The following is a 16,864-nucleotide window of genomic DNA, read 5'->3' on the forward strand; positions in this document are numbered from 1 at the left end:
GACCTGACAAATGAACGGATTCGAATAGTTGACCACGAACAGCAGACCTCAGGACGGGCGAGCGTTCCTCTGCCCAGTGTGCGGCGAACCAACCAAGAGCGAGGTACATGGCCGCGTTCAGCAGGGTCCAGACCTCGGCCCACCTGCCGAGTACGTTCTCTTGCAATGCGATCAGGAAACGTGCATGACGCCGATCGTCCAAGTTCGCGAGGACTTCGGAAGTGGCTACGAGGCCGATCGACCTGGGATCTATTACCCGTCTCCTCGTCGAATTAGCCTCGCGGTGCCCCGGGACATCCGGGCCGAATTCTCCGAGGCTCGAAAGTGCTTTGAAGCAAAGGCCTATCGCGCTGCCGTGGTTATGGTGCGCCGGACACTCGAAGGCACATGCGTTGATCAAGGTGCCACCAAGAGGAATCTTGCCGCAAACCTCCAGGAAATGAAGGAATCGGGGAAGATCGATGGAGTCCTGGCCGAATGGGCGGACCTCCTCCGAATCGCAGGTAATGCGGGAGCACATTTCGGGAAGGAGGTGAGCGCGCAAGATGCTGAAGATGCATTGGATTTCGCTGAAGCACTCATCGACCACATCTACGTTCTTCGGGCGAGATTCGGTGAGTTCAAGGCCAGGCACCAACCTTCGACGAAGGATGCGTAGGCCCATCCCTTGTAGCGCAAACTCACGGCTTCGAAGCGGCGGGTAGCCCCGAAGTCAGGATGCGCGCTAGTTGTACCCGGCCACGCTGACCGAACTGTGTGGTAATGAACCGTCTGAGAGAGGGTTGGGCAGTGGCCAGCGCACACAGACGGTTCATAACTACCTACAGGGACGCGTTGACAAGTGTGGACAGCTCCTTCGTCCACACCACCGCCAGCCTCTCCCTCGCCCGGGACCCCGCGACGTAGAGCACGTTCCGCAGCTTGTTCTCCTCGAGCTCCCGCTCGGGCCCCGTCATCTTCTGCACGTAGTAGGGCGGGAAGTTGTCGGCTCCGAGGCGGGCGAGGATTACGGCCCGGAACTCGAGGCCCTTCGCTCGGTGCATGGTCATGACGCGGACGGCATCACCGAGCTTGTCCTCGTCGGACTTGTCAGTGACGACAACGCACGCGATCCCGCTGGCATCCAACGACTCGGCGATCTCGCCGACTGCCTTGTTGTCGAAAGCAAAGACAGCAACGTCGGACAACGCGAAGCCTTCCTTGGTCCACGCGTTGATCTGCGCGGCGATGCCCTTGTCCTCATCGCTCTGGCTCTTGAACTGCTCGGCCTCCGGATCGGGCCCGCCGAAGACCGACCGCGCGCCGGCGAGAGTATCCGAGGCGAGGTCGAGGTCGTCCACGTCCTGATCGACAACCTGCAGGCACCATTTCAGGATCTCCTTGGAGGTCCGGTAGTTGATGGTGAGCCTGCGTGAGCGACCCCGCGTCTCGATCCCGTAGCGGGACAACGGCGCCGGGCGGCCGTAGATGCGCTGGTGCGCGTCACCGACGATGAACAGATCGTCCGTGCCGGGTGCGATCAAGGCACGCAGCAGCTTCCAGTGCGCCGGATGCAGGTCCTGCGCCTCGTCGATCACAGCGTGGCGGTAGCCGAGTTGCTCCCGCAGTGACGGGTCGGCGACGAGCAGCGCCGCTGCCTGCGCGGCGAGCTGAGTGAAGGTCATCAAACCCTGTGAGCGCATGAGGCGTTCGAACTGCTCGATCACCTGCCACACATCCGCGCGCTGCGGTCGCGTCAGGCGCTGGCTGCGGCCGCTGCGGGTAACGCGGAGGTAGCCGGCCTCGTCCACGATCGCATTGCCGAGCACCACCTGGGACCACTCGTCTGCGAGGAACCCCGTGTCCCACTGGCCGACCGCGACCAGGGATGCGCTGGACCAGAGCTCCCGAACCTCCGCGGAATCGGCCTGTACGAACTTGACCGAACTGACGGCCTTGCGGCGCTCGTCCGATGCGTTCACGACGCGGCGAGCGAGCGAGTCGATGTTGACGACGTCGACCCGATCTCCGATCGTCGGCCCCGCGAGCTGCTTGAGCTGGGCCTCGATCGTGCGCGACAGGTTCTTGGTGAAGGTTGTGAACAGGACCTTCTGCGAGGACGAGTGCGCCTCGAGCCTGCGCGCGAGGTGCCGCGCCCGGTGGATCGCGGTCACCGTCTTGCCGGTGCCTGCACCACCGGTTACGCGGAACGGTCCGTTCCAGCCGGTGTGCTGAGCGAGTTTGCGCTGCAAGGGATGCAGCCACACCCGCCACTTCGCGAAGTCTCCCTCGAGAACTGCGCGCAGCTCCTCCTCGTTGTCACCGTCGTAGGTGGTGAAGCTGAGGCGCGACAGCGGACGCTGCAGCGCAGCGTCGAGGTCGTCGACGTCCACCTCGCCCGGATCCTCGATGACGAGGTCCGCCCACACCTCGTCGGGGCTCTTGCCGTAGGCGAGGTCGAGCACCGCGTTGCCCTGCGAGGACGGCAGCGCGTCGGCGATCGCCATCAGGTCGTCCTCGTCGGTCACCTTCTTGAGCTGCTCGGCGATCTCGGGCTCGACGCCGAACCGTTCGAGGTCCTTCTGCTTAACCTTCGCGGGCATGATCGGCTTTGCGGATGGTTCCGCGGGCTCCGCGTTGCGCGCCTTGTCGACGGCTTCCTCGAGCGCGATGGCGTCGAACAGCTCGGCGGCGCCGGTCTTTGCGTTGACCTGGAGGGTGAGCTTGCTCGCGTAGTCATATGCGGCGTCGTGCTTCTTGACCGCCACAAGGTAGAGGATTGCGGTGCCGTCGTCCTCACCGGCAACGACGAGCACTGCTCGGTAGTGGTCGGTCACGCGGGCCGTACGCACCCGGTTGTTCTGCGCCAGTTTCGGGATCTTGTAGTCGAGTCCAGGAGCCTCGGGATCTCGCTGGATCTTCATGATGAAGTCCACGACGCGCTGCTTGACGCTGCCCTCGAGTCGGTCGTACGAGCTGTCGAACAGGTCGTGCATGCGCACTTCGGCCTTCACTGCGTACTCCCCTTCACCGCATCCTCGATTTCGCGTGCAAGAGTATCCGGCTCGAACGCCCCCTCAGCGGAGGCCACTGTCCACCCGTTCTTCTCGAGCCACTCGTCACGGTCGGCGTCGATGTCGACGACAACCGCGACCTTCGTATCCGGCCACGCCAGCTCGACCTGCCACACGGACTCGTCGGGTCCGACCTCGGCACCCGCCTCCGGCAGGTCGACGCCCTCGCTTGCCATGATCGCGATGAGCTTTGACAGCACGGGATCGGTGTAGTCGCACACGATCGACCATTCGGGGCTCAGCTCGATCGACGTGTCCGCCGCGCTGATCACCGCCGAGCCCGCCAACGGGATCATCGCGTCGGCGAACGGGTCTTCCGAACGCCGCGTCCAGATCTCGACCATGCGCATCGGTAGGTCGTGCCCGAACCGGGGGCGAGTGAGGAACTGCAGGACGTTCGACCACCGCAGCCAGTCACGCCAGTGCGCGACGTGCGTCGGGCCTCCAACCTCGGATGCGCGGTCGTCGAGCACACACAGCACGCCGAGGGTCGCCACGTGATCATTCGGGTCGGCGACGATCACGAGCGGCAGCCCGCTCAGACCAGCGCGTGGCACCACCATCACGGACCCGGCGGCGTCGGCTGTCGGTGTCTGCCCCCCGACGAGCGAGGTCAGACCTGCCGCGAGCGAACCGGGCGCGAGCATGATCGGCGCATCGGATCCGTGCTTGCCCGGGTTGACGATGGCGAGCGCCGTCCCGTCCGCGCCGGCGCCCCACACATCGGCGTCGGGATCGGCCAAGTACTCGACGAGGAAGTCGATGGGGTTGCCCCATAATGCCTTCAACCGCGGATCGTCGATGCCGGTGCTCGCGGTGTTCTGCGCCTGCTGGTGCAGCAGGTCGGGCACCGCGGCCTTGAGCGACTTCGACACGAACGCCTGGACGTCGTCCCAAGCGATCGACCACACGCGGCGACCGTCGCGGCGCAACGCATCCCGCTTCCGGGCGTCATCGTCGGTGATGTTGTGCTCGACGCTCGCGTGGTACTTCTGCCCGTCGAGGTACGCCGCGACATCGCATCCCTGTGCATCACTGCGCGTGAACAGGAAGTCGGGTTGCGTGGTAATCGAGCCGGCCTTGAGGTCCACGAGCGGACGCATCCGCCAGCGGCGTGGCTCTCCGCTCGTGTTGGCGAGCCGGAGGTCGAGTTCTTCGCCCTTCGAACCGATCGCGGTTTCCACGGACCACCCGTCCTGGTTCGCGATGTGATCCTTGAGCGCCTCCCGGAACTGCAGCTCGAGTTCGCTCAGTTGCACCTTCGCGATGTCGACGGTGCTGACCGTCGGGATGGTCTCCACCTCCCAGTCACCGAGGAACTCGTCCAGCAACCGGAGCGCCGATTCGCGGGAGGCGTGGGGCATGTCGCGGGAGGGCAGGACGCCGTAGAGGCAGCGGTGGCAGGCCGCGCGCCCTTCGAGCCGGCACGGGCACGTGGCGAGCACATCGCGGGCGAGGGTGAGGATGCCACGCAAACGGTCAGGTTGGCCGAACCGGTCGAGGTATCCGGTCCCGCCGGGGACGGTGTCGTGGAGCACCAGGAACCGACGCACCGATCCGGTGCCGTCGCTCATGGTGGAGGCGACGACGTCGAGGTGTTGCGGGTCGCCGCCGAAGTCGCGGCGCAGCCCGAGCAGCAGCGCCCCCTTGAACGACGTCATCGTCGTCTCGAAGTGCAGCAGCGATACCGGGAGTAGCAACCGGACGGCCTGGGTGCGCAGCTCGTGGGAGAGGAGCAGGCGCTCCCACAGCTCGGCGGTGCCGCGGCGGGTGGCGCAGAACCCCCGGTGCCGGGTGCTGTCCCTCTCCGTGGGCCGTGCGGCGACGACACCGCAGTGCGAGCAGGTGGTGAACCCGGCGGCGTTCACCGTCTCCCCCGCGATGATGGCCTCGCTGCCCGGAGCGTCGCCGAGTCCGACGTTGAGCGAGCGGATGACCGCGGAGCGCGCGTACTCCGCCCCGAACACCGTCGCCTTCAGCTTCCACGCGTCGACGATGTCGGCGGGGTCGATGTCGACGCCGGTGACCTTCGTGAAGAACGTGCGGGTGCGGTCGTCGGCATCGTCGTCGATGATGACGTCGTCGAGCCGGTGCACGGCCGAGACCTTCTGCAGTGGAAGCACCTTGTGGACGGCACCGGAGTCGGTGACGGCGCTGCTGTGGCAGCGCGGGCAGGAAGCGAGCGATGCGTCGACGTTGGTGGTGCCCCACCCGCAGGACGGGCAGAGCCGGGTGCGAGACCACAGCGGCTGGGACAAGGGACCGATGTCGACGGCGTCGACCTGGACGCGCTTACCGTTGGCGTAGAAGTAGGCGCCCGGCGCCAGTTCGGTGAGCGCAGTGCTGCTGCTGCGCTCGTAGGTGAGGTCGAGGGCCTGCGGTTCGGGCGAGTGACCGCCCTCGTTCGCGGTCCACCACAGGTGGACATCGAGGGTGGTGGCGTCGTCGAGGAGGTTGTAGTTCGGGAGGAGCCCGACGCCACTCAGCCCGGTGAGCGTTTCCTGACGACCGCGTTCGCGCAGTTGGTCACCGAGAGCACGCGATTCGCCCATGCAGCGCTTGCGGTCCTCCTTCTGCTGGTCGTCGAGGTGACCGTGCTTGTCGAGTTCGGCGACGGTCTGAGCAAGGTCGTTGAGCCGCCTGCGGATCTCGTCAGTCTCGGCCTGCCAGGTCAGCGCCACGCGCGCGGCTTCCCCCCGCAGCCCGATCGCTGCGAAGGCGCGTACCGCCTGCTGCGCCTCCGGAACAAGGTTCTGCCCGAACAGCGAGAGGAACTCGGTGCTCAGCGCGTCCGCGTCGGCGGTGACCGCGTCGACCACGGATCGGAGCCAGGCTCCGTCGTCCATGCCCCCACCGAGCGCGCTGCCGAGTTTCGACGGCATCGCAGGGAGGGTGCCGAGCCCGCCCGCTGCGAGGCGGTCGAGTGTGAAGGCGAAGAACTGGCGGTGTAGCAATTCGGTGGCGTTGAGGTAGGCGCCGGGCGGCAGCACCTCACCGGCCAGCAGGTGGGTCGGCTCCGCGAAGTAGTAGAGGTCTCGCGGCGAGCTGGGCACGGCGGCGAGGATGAACGCGTTGCCGGTGGATCGTCCGGCGCGACCGATCCGCTGGAGGTAGTTCGCGGTGGACCGCGGCAGTGACGCCAACGCGACGGTGCTCAGATCACCGATGTCGATACCGAGTTCGAGGGTGGGCGTGCAGGCGAGGATGTTCGGGTCGACGGGCGAGCCGCCCATCTTGAAACGTGCCTCGACCTCCTCACGCTCCTCGCGGTCGAGCAGGCCCGTGTGCTCCTCGCTGACGATGCGCCGGATGCGGCCCTGCTGGTACATGTTCCGGTAGAAGTTCTTCGGTTCGATCTCGACCGAAGCCAAGGTGCCTGGGCAGCGCATCCGTGGGCAGGGCGCGCCATCCCAGAGGGCCGCGCGGTTCGAAGCGGCGGGTTGCACGTGGTGACACACCGGGCATTGAAGCCGTTCGATGCCGTTGGGATCCAAGATGACGCGGTCGGCCGTGAGCCCGTAGATCTTGGAGCCCTTTTCGCCGCTGCGCCGTTCGAGGGGGCCGTCGTCACCGGCGAGGACGTCGACGACGTCGGCGAGCAGGGCACGGGCCTCGGGTGCGGTGACGCCAAGGCACCGGCGGGTCCAGTCGGTCAGCCGCGACTCGCCGCGCGGGTTCAACGCGTGGAAGTCGGTGTCGCCGGCCGCTCCGGTGGTGAGGAAGCCGGGAGCGGGCCTGCCGGCGGGGAACTTCGGCATACCCTCGGCGCTGCCACCCCAGATGGACCACCGTTTGCCCTCGTCGCGGATGTACCGCACAAGCCACTTGTGATGGATACCGCCGGTGGTGCGGAGGTGTTCGAGAAGTCCGAGAATCCAGATGTCGTAGCGCGGGCCTGTGTAGGTATCGATGGCAAGTTGCGTTGCCCGGTTGTCCGGCACGTCAAGGCTCAGTTGCTCGGCGGGGCCGCCCCTCAGCGTGAGGCTGAGCTGGGGCAGGTTCTGATGGATGTCGCGGGCGAGGGTCGCGAAGTGGTCGAGGTCGATGTCGACGTCGACGGCGACCGCGCCGGTGAGTTCGAGGGTCCGGCCCATGCGTGCATTCAGGCCGGTTTCGAGGTGCGCTTGGAAGGCGATGCGTACGGCGAGCAGGTTGCGCAGCCAGCCGTCGGAGTCGTGGTCGAGCCAGGCGCCTTCGACGCCGGTGCGGCGAACGAAGTCGGGTGGGGTGATCGAGTACAGCTGCGCTTCTGCGGTGTCGGAGAACAGTCGCTGCGCCGCCGTCTGGAGCGTGGTGCGTTCGCCGAGTGTGGCCGCGAGGAGCGCCGAGCGAAAGTTGAACTGGAAGGCGCGGCCCTCGATGAACGCGGCCCGGTGGGCCGCGTCCTGCACCGAATCGGTGAACACAAGGGTCTTTTTCTCGTCGTCCGCCAGCAGTGGGGAGCCGAATTCACTGGTGAGGCCGACGCTGAGGAGGGTGGCGACGCTGGACCCGAGGAAGCGAATGGCGTTGCGCGCACCGCACGCAGGGCATGCCTGCTCGACGGCCTCGTCGCCGTCCGGGGTGCAGTGCACCGCGATCGTGTTCTCGCCTGGGGTGGAGACGATTTCGAGGGTGTCGGTGTCGACGAAGCTGACGCCTTGGTCGGCGGCGTCCGCGAGGAGCAGGGTACGGGTCTTGTTGCGGGTGGCGGGGCGTGCGCTGTCGCGCCAGATCGCCTGCGGCTCGTTCGCGAAAGAATCGCCGAGCTCGGTGGTGGAGGTCATCCACCCCGAATGGCCGCACACCCGGCAGTGCACCGCGGGAAGGTAGGTGCCGTCGGCGGGCGGTCCGTCATGCCACCAGTCGAAGCTGGGTTCGACGGAGACCTGACGAAGCATGCGGGTCAGCTCCCGCACCCACAACTGCACCTGCACGTTGAGGAGAGGTCGGAGCGAGCCGTGGTCGTCACGGACGCGGGCGACGGACAGAAGTGCGAGGAACTTCAGCAGGGCCTGCTGGACTTCGGCGGGGCGGGTGGAGTTGTGGACGCCCCAGGGCAGGACACCGGCCTGGGTGATGCGGGTGACGGCGTCGGAGGGGGTGAGGGGTTCGCCGCTGAGGGCGTCGATGACGGCGCGGGTGAGGAAGTGGGCGCGGAGTGCGTCGCCGATCGCGACGGGGTCGGTGTAGTCGATGTCGGCGACATGAGCGCCCGGCTCTGCGTTCGATTCGAGGACAGCCCGTGCCAGCGGCTCCCACGAGCCAGCCTTCGCCGCATCCGGTGTCGGGGCGTCGAGAATGACCTCAACGGTGGGAATGTCGAGGCTGAAATCCACGTGAGGGACGACGTCCGAAGCGGTCAAAGATGTCTCGGTGACGAGAGACTCGGGTGGGAACTCAGTACCGAAAACGGTTTCGGCGAACTCACGCAGCTCGTTGGAGCGGCTGCCTCCGCCCAGCGTGGCGGAGGTGGCGACGGGGGTGACGCGACCCAACGGACGCCCGGTCTCGGCGACACCAATGCGCGCGCCGAGCCGGCGGACGAGCATAGCGACGTCGGTGCCCTGCGCGCCGTCGTAGGTGTGGAACTCGTCGAGGACGAGGTACTGCAGGCTCGATGCTGCGTTGTCCCACAACGGGTTGTCACCGGTCCGAAGGAGGAGCAGGTCGAGCATCTTGTAGTTGGTGAGCAGGATGTCGGGCGGGTTCTTGCGCAGTTCGTCGCGGTTGTCGACGAGCTGGTTGCGCGTAGGGGTGCGCCGCCGGCCCTGGCCACCGATGTAGACGCCTGCGGTGACGTCGCTCAGTTGCGGGTCGTCGTGCAGGTAGTTCGCGAGGCGACGCGCCTGGTCGGTGACGAGCGCGTTCATCGGGTACAGGATGATCGCCTTGATCCCCTGCTCACCGCGCGCAGCCGCCCTGCGTGCATGGTCGAGCAGCGGGACGAGGAACGACTCGGTCTTACCCGAGCCGGTTCCGGTCGTCACGATGGTCGGCTGTGCGGCACCCTCGCGAGTGGAGAGCCGTTCGAACGCCGTTGCCTGGTGTTGAAAGGGCCTGAACCCCTTGGGCATCCATTCCAGCGGCGAGGTCCACTTCGCCGGCACCTGCTGATAGGGCGTGCGCACCTTCAGGTAGGGGCCGCGGAAGATCCCGGTCTCCGGGTGCCGCAGGAACTCGCTGAGGGCCGATCCTGCGTTCGGATCGGCGAGAGCGAAGGTGGTGGATAGGTACTCGGTGATCGAGTCCTTCGTTTCCTCCGCGAGCAGAGACGGGAAAGTCGGCGCCGCAATGTCACCCATTCAGACCGAGCCTCCGCTCGAACTCGGCGTAGGCTGTGCGCATCTCGGCCTCACGGTCGGGCCTGTAGAACCACGGACTGTCGTGGTTCTCGTCGGGCGGGAACGGCGTGTAGCGATCGAGCAGGTCGCCGCAGGCTTCGCCTTCGAGGTACGCCTGGAGGAGCTTGTAGTCGTCCTTCTGCTGCTTAACACCTTGCGCGTGATGTTCCTTCGCAATCTTGCGACCGTTCGCGTCGAAGTTCATCTCGTACTCGTACTTGCGGAGCACCGGGAACTGCGCACGGAACATCAACGCCAGATGATCGGCGGTGAGGCCGAGCATCAGCGCGGCGAGCGCGTCGATCTCGACCAGCGCGGCGCGACGCTCGAACTCGGTTCGCAACGGGGTGTTCATCGTCCAATCTCGCTCACCGACACCGAGGCCCAAGGACGTCGCGAATGCCGGAGTCCAATCGTCGCCTGCGAATGAGCCTTCGTACAGACCCTCCCACAGCGGAGCGTAGTCGCGAGTGAGGCAGTTCAACCGGAGCGTGCGGAGAAGGAGGTACGGCCACGCCGGATGATCGATCGGGGCAGGAAACCGGTCAACCAGCTCAGCCTGAACGTCCGCCTTGCCACTTACTTTCACCAGGTAGTCGAACGGCAACGAGGACCAAAGCCCCGCCGTGAGTGCTGTGCGCTTCAAGTCAGCAGAACCGACCGTGTTCGAGATTTGTTTACATTCGCTAGCGCATGTACACACCATCAACGAGTTGATGGTGTGTACATGCGCTACGCCGGGTCTGATTATCGCAGCATGCAATGACCGCTCCAGTCCTGACTGCGTCATTCTGCGCCACGCGACTCGCCAATAGTCCGTCACTGGACGATTGCCCCACCGCGGAGTCGCGCCGTCGTACACATCGCGATCGCAGGCTCGCTGGTAATTGGTACGCGGAATCACTGATTCAGAAATGAGCTCGGGGTCAAATGTCGACCAATCCTTGTTGGACTTGCACGGATTGTTCGGTTCACGCACAAGCGGATTCGCTACTGTAAAATGCGGACCTTGATAGACGACCTCATCCCAGGCCGCAGGGAACTCTGTGCGCCATTCGATATAGCCGTCCTTCTTCCCTTTGTCCTCGTCGAAGCATCTCGTCCATCTGTAGCCCACGTCCGCAAGACGCGTGGACTGACGAGCGAACGTCGACAATATGTCGGTGTGCTCACGAGTCAGGGGACGGACGAGCCGCGCCCCATGAGGGGGCGTTCCCGGAGGGTCGAAGAGGAGTGCCCAGTCGCCGAGGATCTTCTCATCGATACGGGTGACACGTGAGAGGTGCGGCCGAAGGTCCCAACCACCCCAAGGAAACTGCGTTCCCGGAATCTCCCCGACCCCATCATGATTGAGTGACCCGTCCACCATCGCCGGCGCTTGGAGGGTAACCATGTTCAGGAAATCCGGCTCGCCTATCTGGCCGTAGACAGAGACTCCGAAGACAATGTTGTTATCAATCTCAGGAAACAACAGCAAGTTGTTTCCAAACTGCCAATGCCGCTTGAGTCGCGCATAGGTGCCCGCCCGGAGTGCGCCTGCCTTCGGGTCAGTGAAGTGGCCCTCCGGGTGGATCAAGGCAGTCACCCCCCGACTGCCAGCGCTCCTCCACACCCGCTCCATGAAGTTCGTGTAGAGGTTCGTCTGAACGCCAGCGAGGATGGGGTGCTCGATAGCTGATCCAAGGTGCTCAGCGGTTCCCGCCCACGAATTCAGGTCGCCGAGGTATCGATCCCGAGCACTCGCAACTTCAAGCACCGCGCTTCGTCGCGCCTTGAACGTCGTCTCGGGAATCTTCTCCTGCAAGATGAAGTACGGGTCGTACTCGGCGAGTGCGATGTCGTCTTTCCACAAGGGCCGAACCCACGGCGGGTTACCCACCTGCAGGTCGAAGCCGCCACGTTCGAAGATCTGCGCGAAATCCAGGTCCCAGTGGAAGAAGCCCTGCTCCTCGGCGATGCCTCGCGCGGTCCCGAGCCACCGGTGCTTCGACACCAGCTTCCACACCGGGCTCATGCCGTAGAAGTCACGCTCGAGGTCGTCCATCTTCGACAATTGACCGAAGCTGTCGACCGTCTCGTGGAACATGGCCTGGTCTTCGTCGCCCTTGCGCACCCCGTCAAATCCGAGCAGCCCTTCGACGGTGGCGATCCACTCGTTCAGACTCGGAGGGCCGGGATGATTGTTCTTGTCGTCGTCCGAGTCCTCTACCGATCCGGTCAGCGGCCAGAACCACATCGCGCACCAGGTGTCCATCGCGAGCCGCAGCCGCATGTACGGGCCCTCGGGATCGAGCAGCTCCGACTCGACCTTCTCGCGCTCAACAGCGGTTTCGACGGCGGGCAGGTCCGCGCCCCACACATCGATCTGACGCGAAACCTCGCGTTCGCTGATCGTGAGGCGGCGCAGCGTCAGCTCCCACAGGCGCTCGACACGCCGAGACAGCGCCCGCAGCCGGTCGAGCTGCTTCTTGTCCGGCTTCTTCGTCACCTCCTTGCGCCACTTCTTCAGCGCTTCAACCGCTTCCGGCATCAACTCCTTGGCCTGCTTCGCATCGGCGACGGCAGCCCAGCCGCTGGCCGGCAGGAGGAAGTGGTGAATCTCGCCGTCGCCGATGGATCCTTCCGAGAGTGGCCGGTCGACGGGTGGAGTCGTGAGCCAGCTCTTCTTCGCCTTACCGAGGGAAGTGAAGTCGTAGGTGGCGCGGCGAGCACCGATCAGAGAGTTGCCGCGGCGCAGGTGCAGACCGAACCATGGGGCCTGCAGTCCGCGGTGCATCACGTTGAGCCACAGAGACACCTCTGCCAGCTCCACGGCGGTGGCATTGAGGTCCACGCCGTAGGCGCGGTGCAGTGCCAGGTAGGCCTTCACCTTCTGCAGTTCGGTGGTGTACTGCTCGGGTTCGATCCGCTCCCCCAGCTCGTTCTGCCTGCGGATCAGGTACTCGGCTGCGAGCTGGTTGATCGCCTCGTTGAGGAAGGCGCCGCTGCCGAGCGCCGGCTCGCAGATCCGGTACTCGAGAATCTGGGCTGCTGTCGTCTCGTCGGTGACCAGTTCCGCGAGCGCATGCTTGACGACGGTCTTGGTCAGCACCTCGGGCGTGTAGTACGACGCGCTGCGCTGGCGGTCGCGTCCCGAAAGCCGGAACACGAAGCTGCCCTTGGCATGCCGGACGATGTCCTTGCGACCGGTCAGCCGGTCCTCGCGCCACACGATGTCCTCGGCGGCGTAGTCGCCCGACTTAGTGGACGGCACCAGCCACGAGCCCTTGTCGGCGTTACCGTCCTTCGCGACCTCGACCATGTCGTCGTCGGCAATCAGTCCGGAGTACGACATCAAGCCCTCGTACACGGCACCGAGCTGGTTGATGCCGAGCTGCGCGTAGGAGATGTAGCCGCGCTGCTTGTTCTTGTTCTTCGACGGCTTCGACAGCAGCAGCAGGGTGAGCACCTCCTGCAATACCCGGTTGCTGATCCGCGTCTCGTCGATCAACGGGGTGCGTTTCGGGTCGAACAGGTCCGAGCGCATCGCCTCGAACACCAGCCCGTCGCCGTCCTCGGTGCCGACACCGTGACCGTCGTTGACGAGCCGGAACAGCAGGTCCAGCGATTCGTGCAGGTGATGCCCGTCGGCGGAGCGACCGGTCAGGGGCACCTGGATGATCTCGCGGAGCCGGTCCAGCCCATACCCGGACCCGTACTCCGGTGCGCCAACGGGGAGGATGCCCAGCTCGGGGCGGGCTTCGGCGAAGAGCAGGAACAGGATTCGGTACAGGAACCGCAGCGACTGGATCGTCAGATCCTTCGGCAGTTCCGGAATGCCCTCCACCGGCAGCCCTGCCGCGCGGCGCTGCGCGAGCACCTCGTTGGCGATCTTCTCGATCGAGATGCGCAGGCCCTCGCGGAGATCCTCGCTGACGCCGACGGCGTGCTTCTCGGAGTCCTCGGTGAAGGCATCGAGGGTCGCCTTGCCGTCGTCGTTGGGCAGCAACACGTCCGCGGACCAGAGGCCGGCGTGATGGGAGAGCTCGCCCGTGGCCTTCTCGTCGCGGCGGTCGAGCGCCGTCGCGACGTCGAAGGCGAGATAGCGGCCCTCCGACCACCGAGCGGCGTCGGTGAGCAGCACCGTGCCACCGGCGACCAGCAGGAGGTAGCGCGGGGCGTGGTCACTGACGAACAGCTGGGTGATCGCCTTGGACACCGACGCGACCTGTTCGGTCTTCTCGCTCGTGATCGTCAACTGCAGGGGATGCAGCAGCTCGGCGTCGTCGGAGAACAGGGAGTCGGCGTCGGTCGCCGGTACCGCCTGCAGGATGTGCAGGGCGTCGATGTCGCCCGCGCCGGGGACTCGGCCGAGCAGCGGGACGGCGATCGGGGTCTCCCCCTGGAAGGTCTCCAGGGTCGTCTCGAAGGTCTCGAATCCTGCTGCGCGCAACAGCTCACGGTGCATCTCGGTGACGACAGCGGCGTAGTCCGGATGTGTCGGCTCGGGAAGCTCGCCGAGCGCACGAAGGTAGCTGCCGCTGATCGAAACCAGCCCCTTGAGAGGGGTGTCCTTGCCCTGAGTCGCGCGTTCCTTCCAGTCCTTCCCGAGGTCCTTGAGTTTGGTGGGGAAGACCTCCGCGAGCCAGTGCTCCGACAGGTAATCGTTGACATTGGAGATGGAGTCGAACATGGCTCAGCTACCTGCTTTCGGCACGATCACGGCGACGACGCGAACGAAGGGGTCGCCGCTGGCGGCGAGTGCATCGATGAGGGCGGTCGACCGGTCGACCGTCGCCTCGATGTCCAGTCTCGATCCGGTGCGGCGGCCGCTGTCGGTGACGATGCCGAGGGCAGTCTGTTCCCAGCCCTTCAGCCCGCTGCGGTAGTCGTCGATGCGGCGGAGGAGGTCTGCCTCGAAGTCGTCGCGCCTGTCCCGGATGTGTTCGGTAGCGGCGTCCACCGCAGCGCCCACCCGGTACTGCAGTGCGTCCAGATCGACGTCCGCGAACCCAGCGTTCGATGCGCCCTCGCGGATTCCAGCCGCGTCGAGGGTCTCGTCGAAGTCCCCGACCTCGGGGTGGTCGGGAAGACCCCGCACCGCACCCCAGTGCGCGATCGCGGGTTGCCCGAGGGAGTTCGACCACACTGCCTGGGTGAGGAACACCGACTCGCTCACGTTGCCGGACAGAACGGGAATCTCGTTGCGCCCGAACCGCGAAACGGAACGGTCTGCCGCCCAGTCCAGAACGGGGTGGATGGGAGCGAGAAAGTGCACGTCCGGCCACGCGCTGTCCGTCGACTTCCGCGCCCGGTCCAACCGCTCCTCCGAGAACTCGTTGCTCCCGGACAGCCGCAGACGCTCGGCGATCTTCTGCTCGTCGAGGTACTCCGAGGGCAGATCGCGGAACCGCGGAACCAGATCGGCAGGCGGGTTGAACGCGATCATGTCCTTGTCTTCGTCGCGCGTCACATCCAGGGCGTGACCGCCAGGTTCGGCAGCAACGTCCTTGAGCGCGTCGTCGAGGTAGTTGTCGTCATCCGTGAACAGCGACAGCCGCGGCACCTCCTCCGGTGTCGGGTCTCCCTCGTGACCGCCGCCGGTCGCCATCAGCCCGGCGAAAGGATTCAGGGCCGCGGGCGTGGCCTCCGGGACCACCGTGTCCAGATCCTTGCCGTCGCGGATGGCCTTCATCACCGTCTGCTCTTCGATCTCCGCGTCGCGCACATTGAGGAGAACGCCTGCGTCGCCAAGAGCCTGGTTGGCCTCGTACTCCTTCTGCAGCAGCTTGGTGACCACCCGCAGATCGCTCGGCACGTCGTCGGCGTCGCTGGCGAGCGCCAGGGCGGCAATCTGCGGTTCGTGCATCTGCCCATACCGGTCGATACGACCGTTGCGCTGCTGGATCCGGATGAACGACCACGGCAGGTCGTAGTGGACCAGCTGGTGGCATTCCTTGTGCAGGTTCAGGCCCTCGGAGGCCATGTCGGAGGCCAGCAGGATGCGGATGTCCGAGCTGGCCTGGCCGAAGCTCTCGACGACAGCCTGCACCTTCTCGTCGGGCAGGCCGGCGTGCAGCACCTGTACCGCCTTGGCGGGCAGCTTGAGCCGCTTGGCGACCTCTGATTCGAGCCAGGTGAGGGTGTCGATGCGCTCGGAGAAGACGACAGCACGAGTGGGTGAGCCCTTGCCGACTCCGACCTCGGTGAGGTGGTCGATCAGCGTCACCAGCTTGGAGGGTGCCTTCGCGTCGGCCTCCTCGGCCAGCTCGTCGAGCCGCAGCAGCGCCTTGGCTTCCGCGGACGTCGCGGAGTCGAGGGTCTTGAGGCGGCGTTCGACGCTCGCGCGCAGCGCCTTCGGCGAGGACAGGAAGGCCTTGAACAGGGTCCATGGGAACAGTTGCCGCCCCTGCCCCGTCACCACCGAGCCGCCGTCCGGGTGGAGCCAGGTGTCCTCGAGCTCCCGCAACACCGCGATCTCCGCGGCGTTGGGGACCACCTCGACGATCTTCGGAGTCCGCCGTTGCTTCCACTTGTGCGCGACATCCAGTTTGACGTCGGGCGAGTTCCGGTGCCTGCGGACGTAGAGGTGCTCGATGTCCTTGGCGGTGTATCCGGTCCGGTCGGCGATGGCGGTCGGGTCGAGCAGATTCACCAGCTCCGCGAACGACTTCGGATCACCATTGTGCGGGGTGGCGCTAGCCAGAATCAGCGCATCGGTCTGCGCAGCGAGCAGTTGCGCGAGTTCGTTGTTCTGGGAAGTGCGATTCATCAGGTTGTGGCACTCGTCGATCACAACGGCGTCCCACTTGTGGTTCTTGAGGTGGTGCTTGTACTTCGCCGGGTTCTTGAGGGTGTCGATCGAGACGATCACCCGCTTGTAGTAGCTGAACGGGTTCCGGGAACTCGGGAGGGTCTGCTTGACCTTCTGGATGCCGCCCGAGTCCAGGCGTACGAGCGGGATCGCGAACCGCGTCCACAGCTCGTGCTGGAACTGCTCCAGCACGGCACGGGGCGTGACGACGAGGATGCGCTCACCCCGGCCGCGTCGGATCAGCTCCGACAGCAGAATGCCGATCTCCAGTGTCTTACCCAGACCGACGGCGTCACCGATGAGGATCCGCGGACGCAGATTCTGCAGCGCCTGCGCTGCGGGGCGGAGCTGGTAGTCCATCCGGTCGAGAAGACCCCGATGGCCGACCGCGATGCGCGTCTCGCCGGCTGGCACCGGGCTGCTGCGGCGCACCGATTCGAGCCACAGCCGGGAGCGACGGAAGCCCGCCGATTCGTCGAGCACGAGCTTGCCGTCGCGCGGGTCGAGACGGTCGATCGTGTCGAGGGAATCGAAGAAGACGGCGTCCTGGTCGCGGACCAGCTCGCCGATCCCGGTCACCTCGACGCGCGTGCCGTCACGCTCGGTGGTCCGCACCGACCGCACGAGCCACTCCTCGTCACGGACCACAACGCGTTCACCAGCGGCGATGTCTGCCACTCAGGACTCCTTCGAAC

The 16,864-nt window shown here is 65.7% G+C and carries 5 protein-coding genes; 1 reads left to right on the forward strand and 4 read right to left on the reverse strand.

Annotation, left to right across the window (positions count from 1 at the left end):
* Positions 1–184: 184 nt before the first annotated feature.
* Positions 185–658 carry a DUF4145 domain-containing protein gene (locus JOE46_RS09760; RefSeq protein WP_209927085.1) on the forward strand — a complete coding sequence of 158 codons (474 nt, stop codon included), beginning with the start codon at positions 185–187 and terminating at the stop codon, positions 656–658.
* 163 nt (positions 659–821) lie between these two features.
* On the opposite strand, the gene JOE46_RS09765 is transcribed toward JOE46_RS09760, so the two are convergent.
* The 4 genes from JOE46_RS09765 to JOE46_RS09780 form a co-directional block, all read right to left on the reverse strand.
* On the reverse strand, positions 822–2,993 hold the full coding sequence (locus JOE46_RS09765) for a 3'-5' exonuclease (protein WP_307861270.1): 2,172 nt from the start codon (positions 2,991–2,993) through the stop codon (positions 822–824).
* The gene (locus tag JOE46_RS09770; RefSeq protein WP_209927087.1) at positions 2,990–9,337 is read right to left on the reverse strand and encodes a DEAD/DEAH box helicase; all 6,348 of its coding nucleotides are present in this window, start codon (positions 9,335–9,337) and stop codon (positions 2,990–2,992) included. Before JOE46_RS09770 ends, JOE46_RS09765 begins: the two co-directional genes overlap by 4 nt.
* Positions 9,330–13,613 carry a restriction endonuclease subunit M gene (locus JOE46_RS09775; RefSeq protein ID WP_245221007.1) on the reverse strand — a complete coding sequence of 1,428 codons (4,284 nt, stop codon included), beginning with the start codon at positions 13,611–13,613 and terminating at the stop codon, positions 9,330–9,332. Before JOE46_RS09775 ends, JOE46_RS09770 begins: the two co-directional genes overlap by 8 nt.
* Positions 13,614–14,051: 438 nt before the next feature.
* Positions 14,052–16,847 (reverse strand): DEAD/DEAH box helicase, encoded by a 2,796-nt coding sequence (locus tag JOE46_RS09780; protein ID WP_209927089.1) that lies wholly within the window; start codon positions 16,845–16,847, stop codon positions 14,052–14,054.
* Positions 16,848–16,864 lie beyond the last annotated feature (17 nt).

The organism is Rhodococcus sp. PvR099, assembly GCF_017833315.1.
GTDB classification, from domain to species: domain Bacteria; phylum Actinomycetota; class Actinomycetes; order Mycobacteriales; family Mycobacteriaceae; genus Rhodococcus_G; species Rhodococcus_G oryzae.

Excerpts from the sequence above, each read along its gene's own strand:
- JOE46_RS09760 (WP_209927085.1), top strand. The coding sequence starts at position 185 with ATGACGCCGATCGTCCAAGTTCGCGAGGACTTCGGAAGTGGCTACGAG.
- JOE46_RS09770 (WP_209927087.1), bottom strand. The coding sequence starts at position 9,337 with ATGGGTGACATTGCGGCGCCGACTTTCCCGTCTCTGCTCGCGGAGGAA.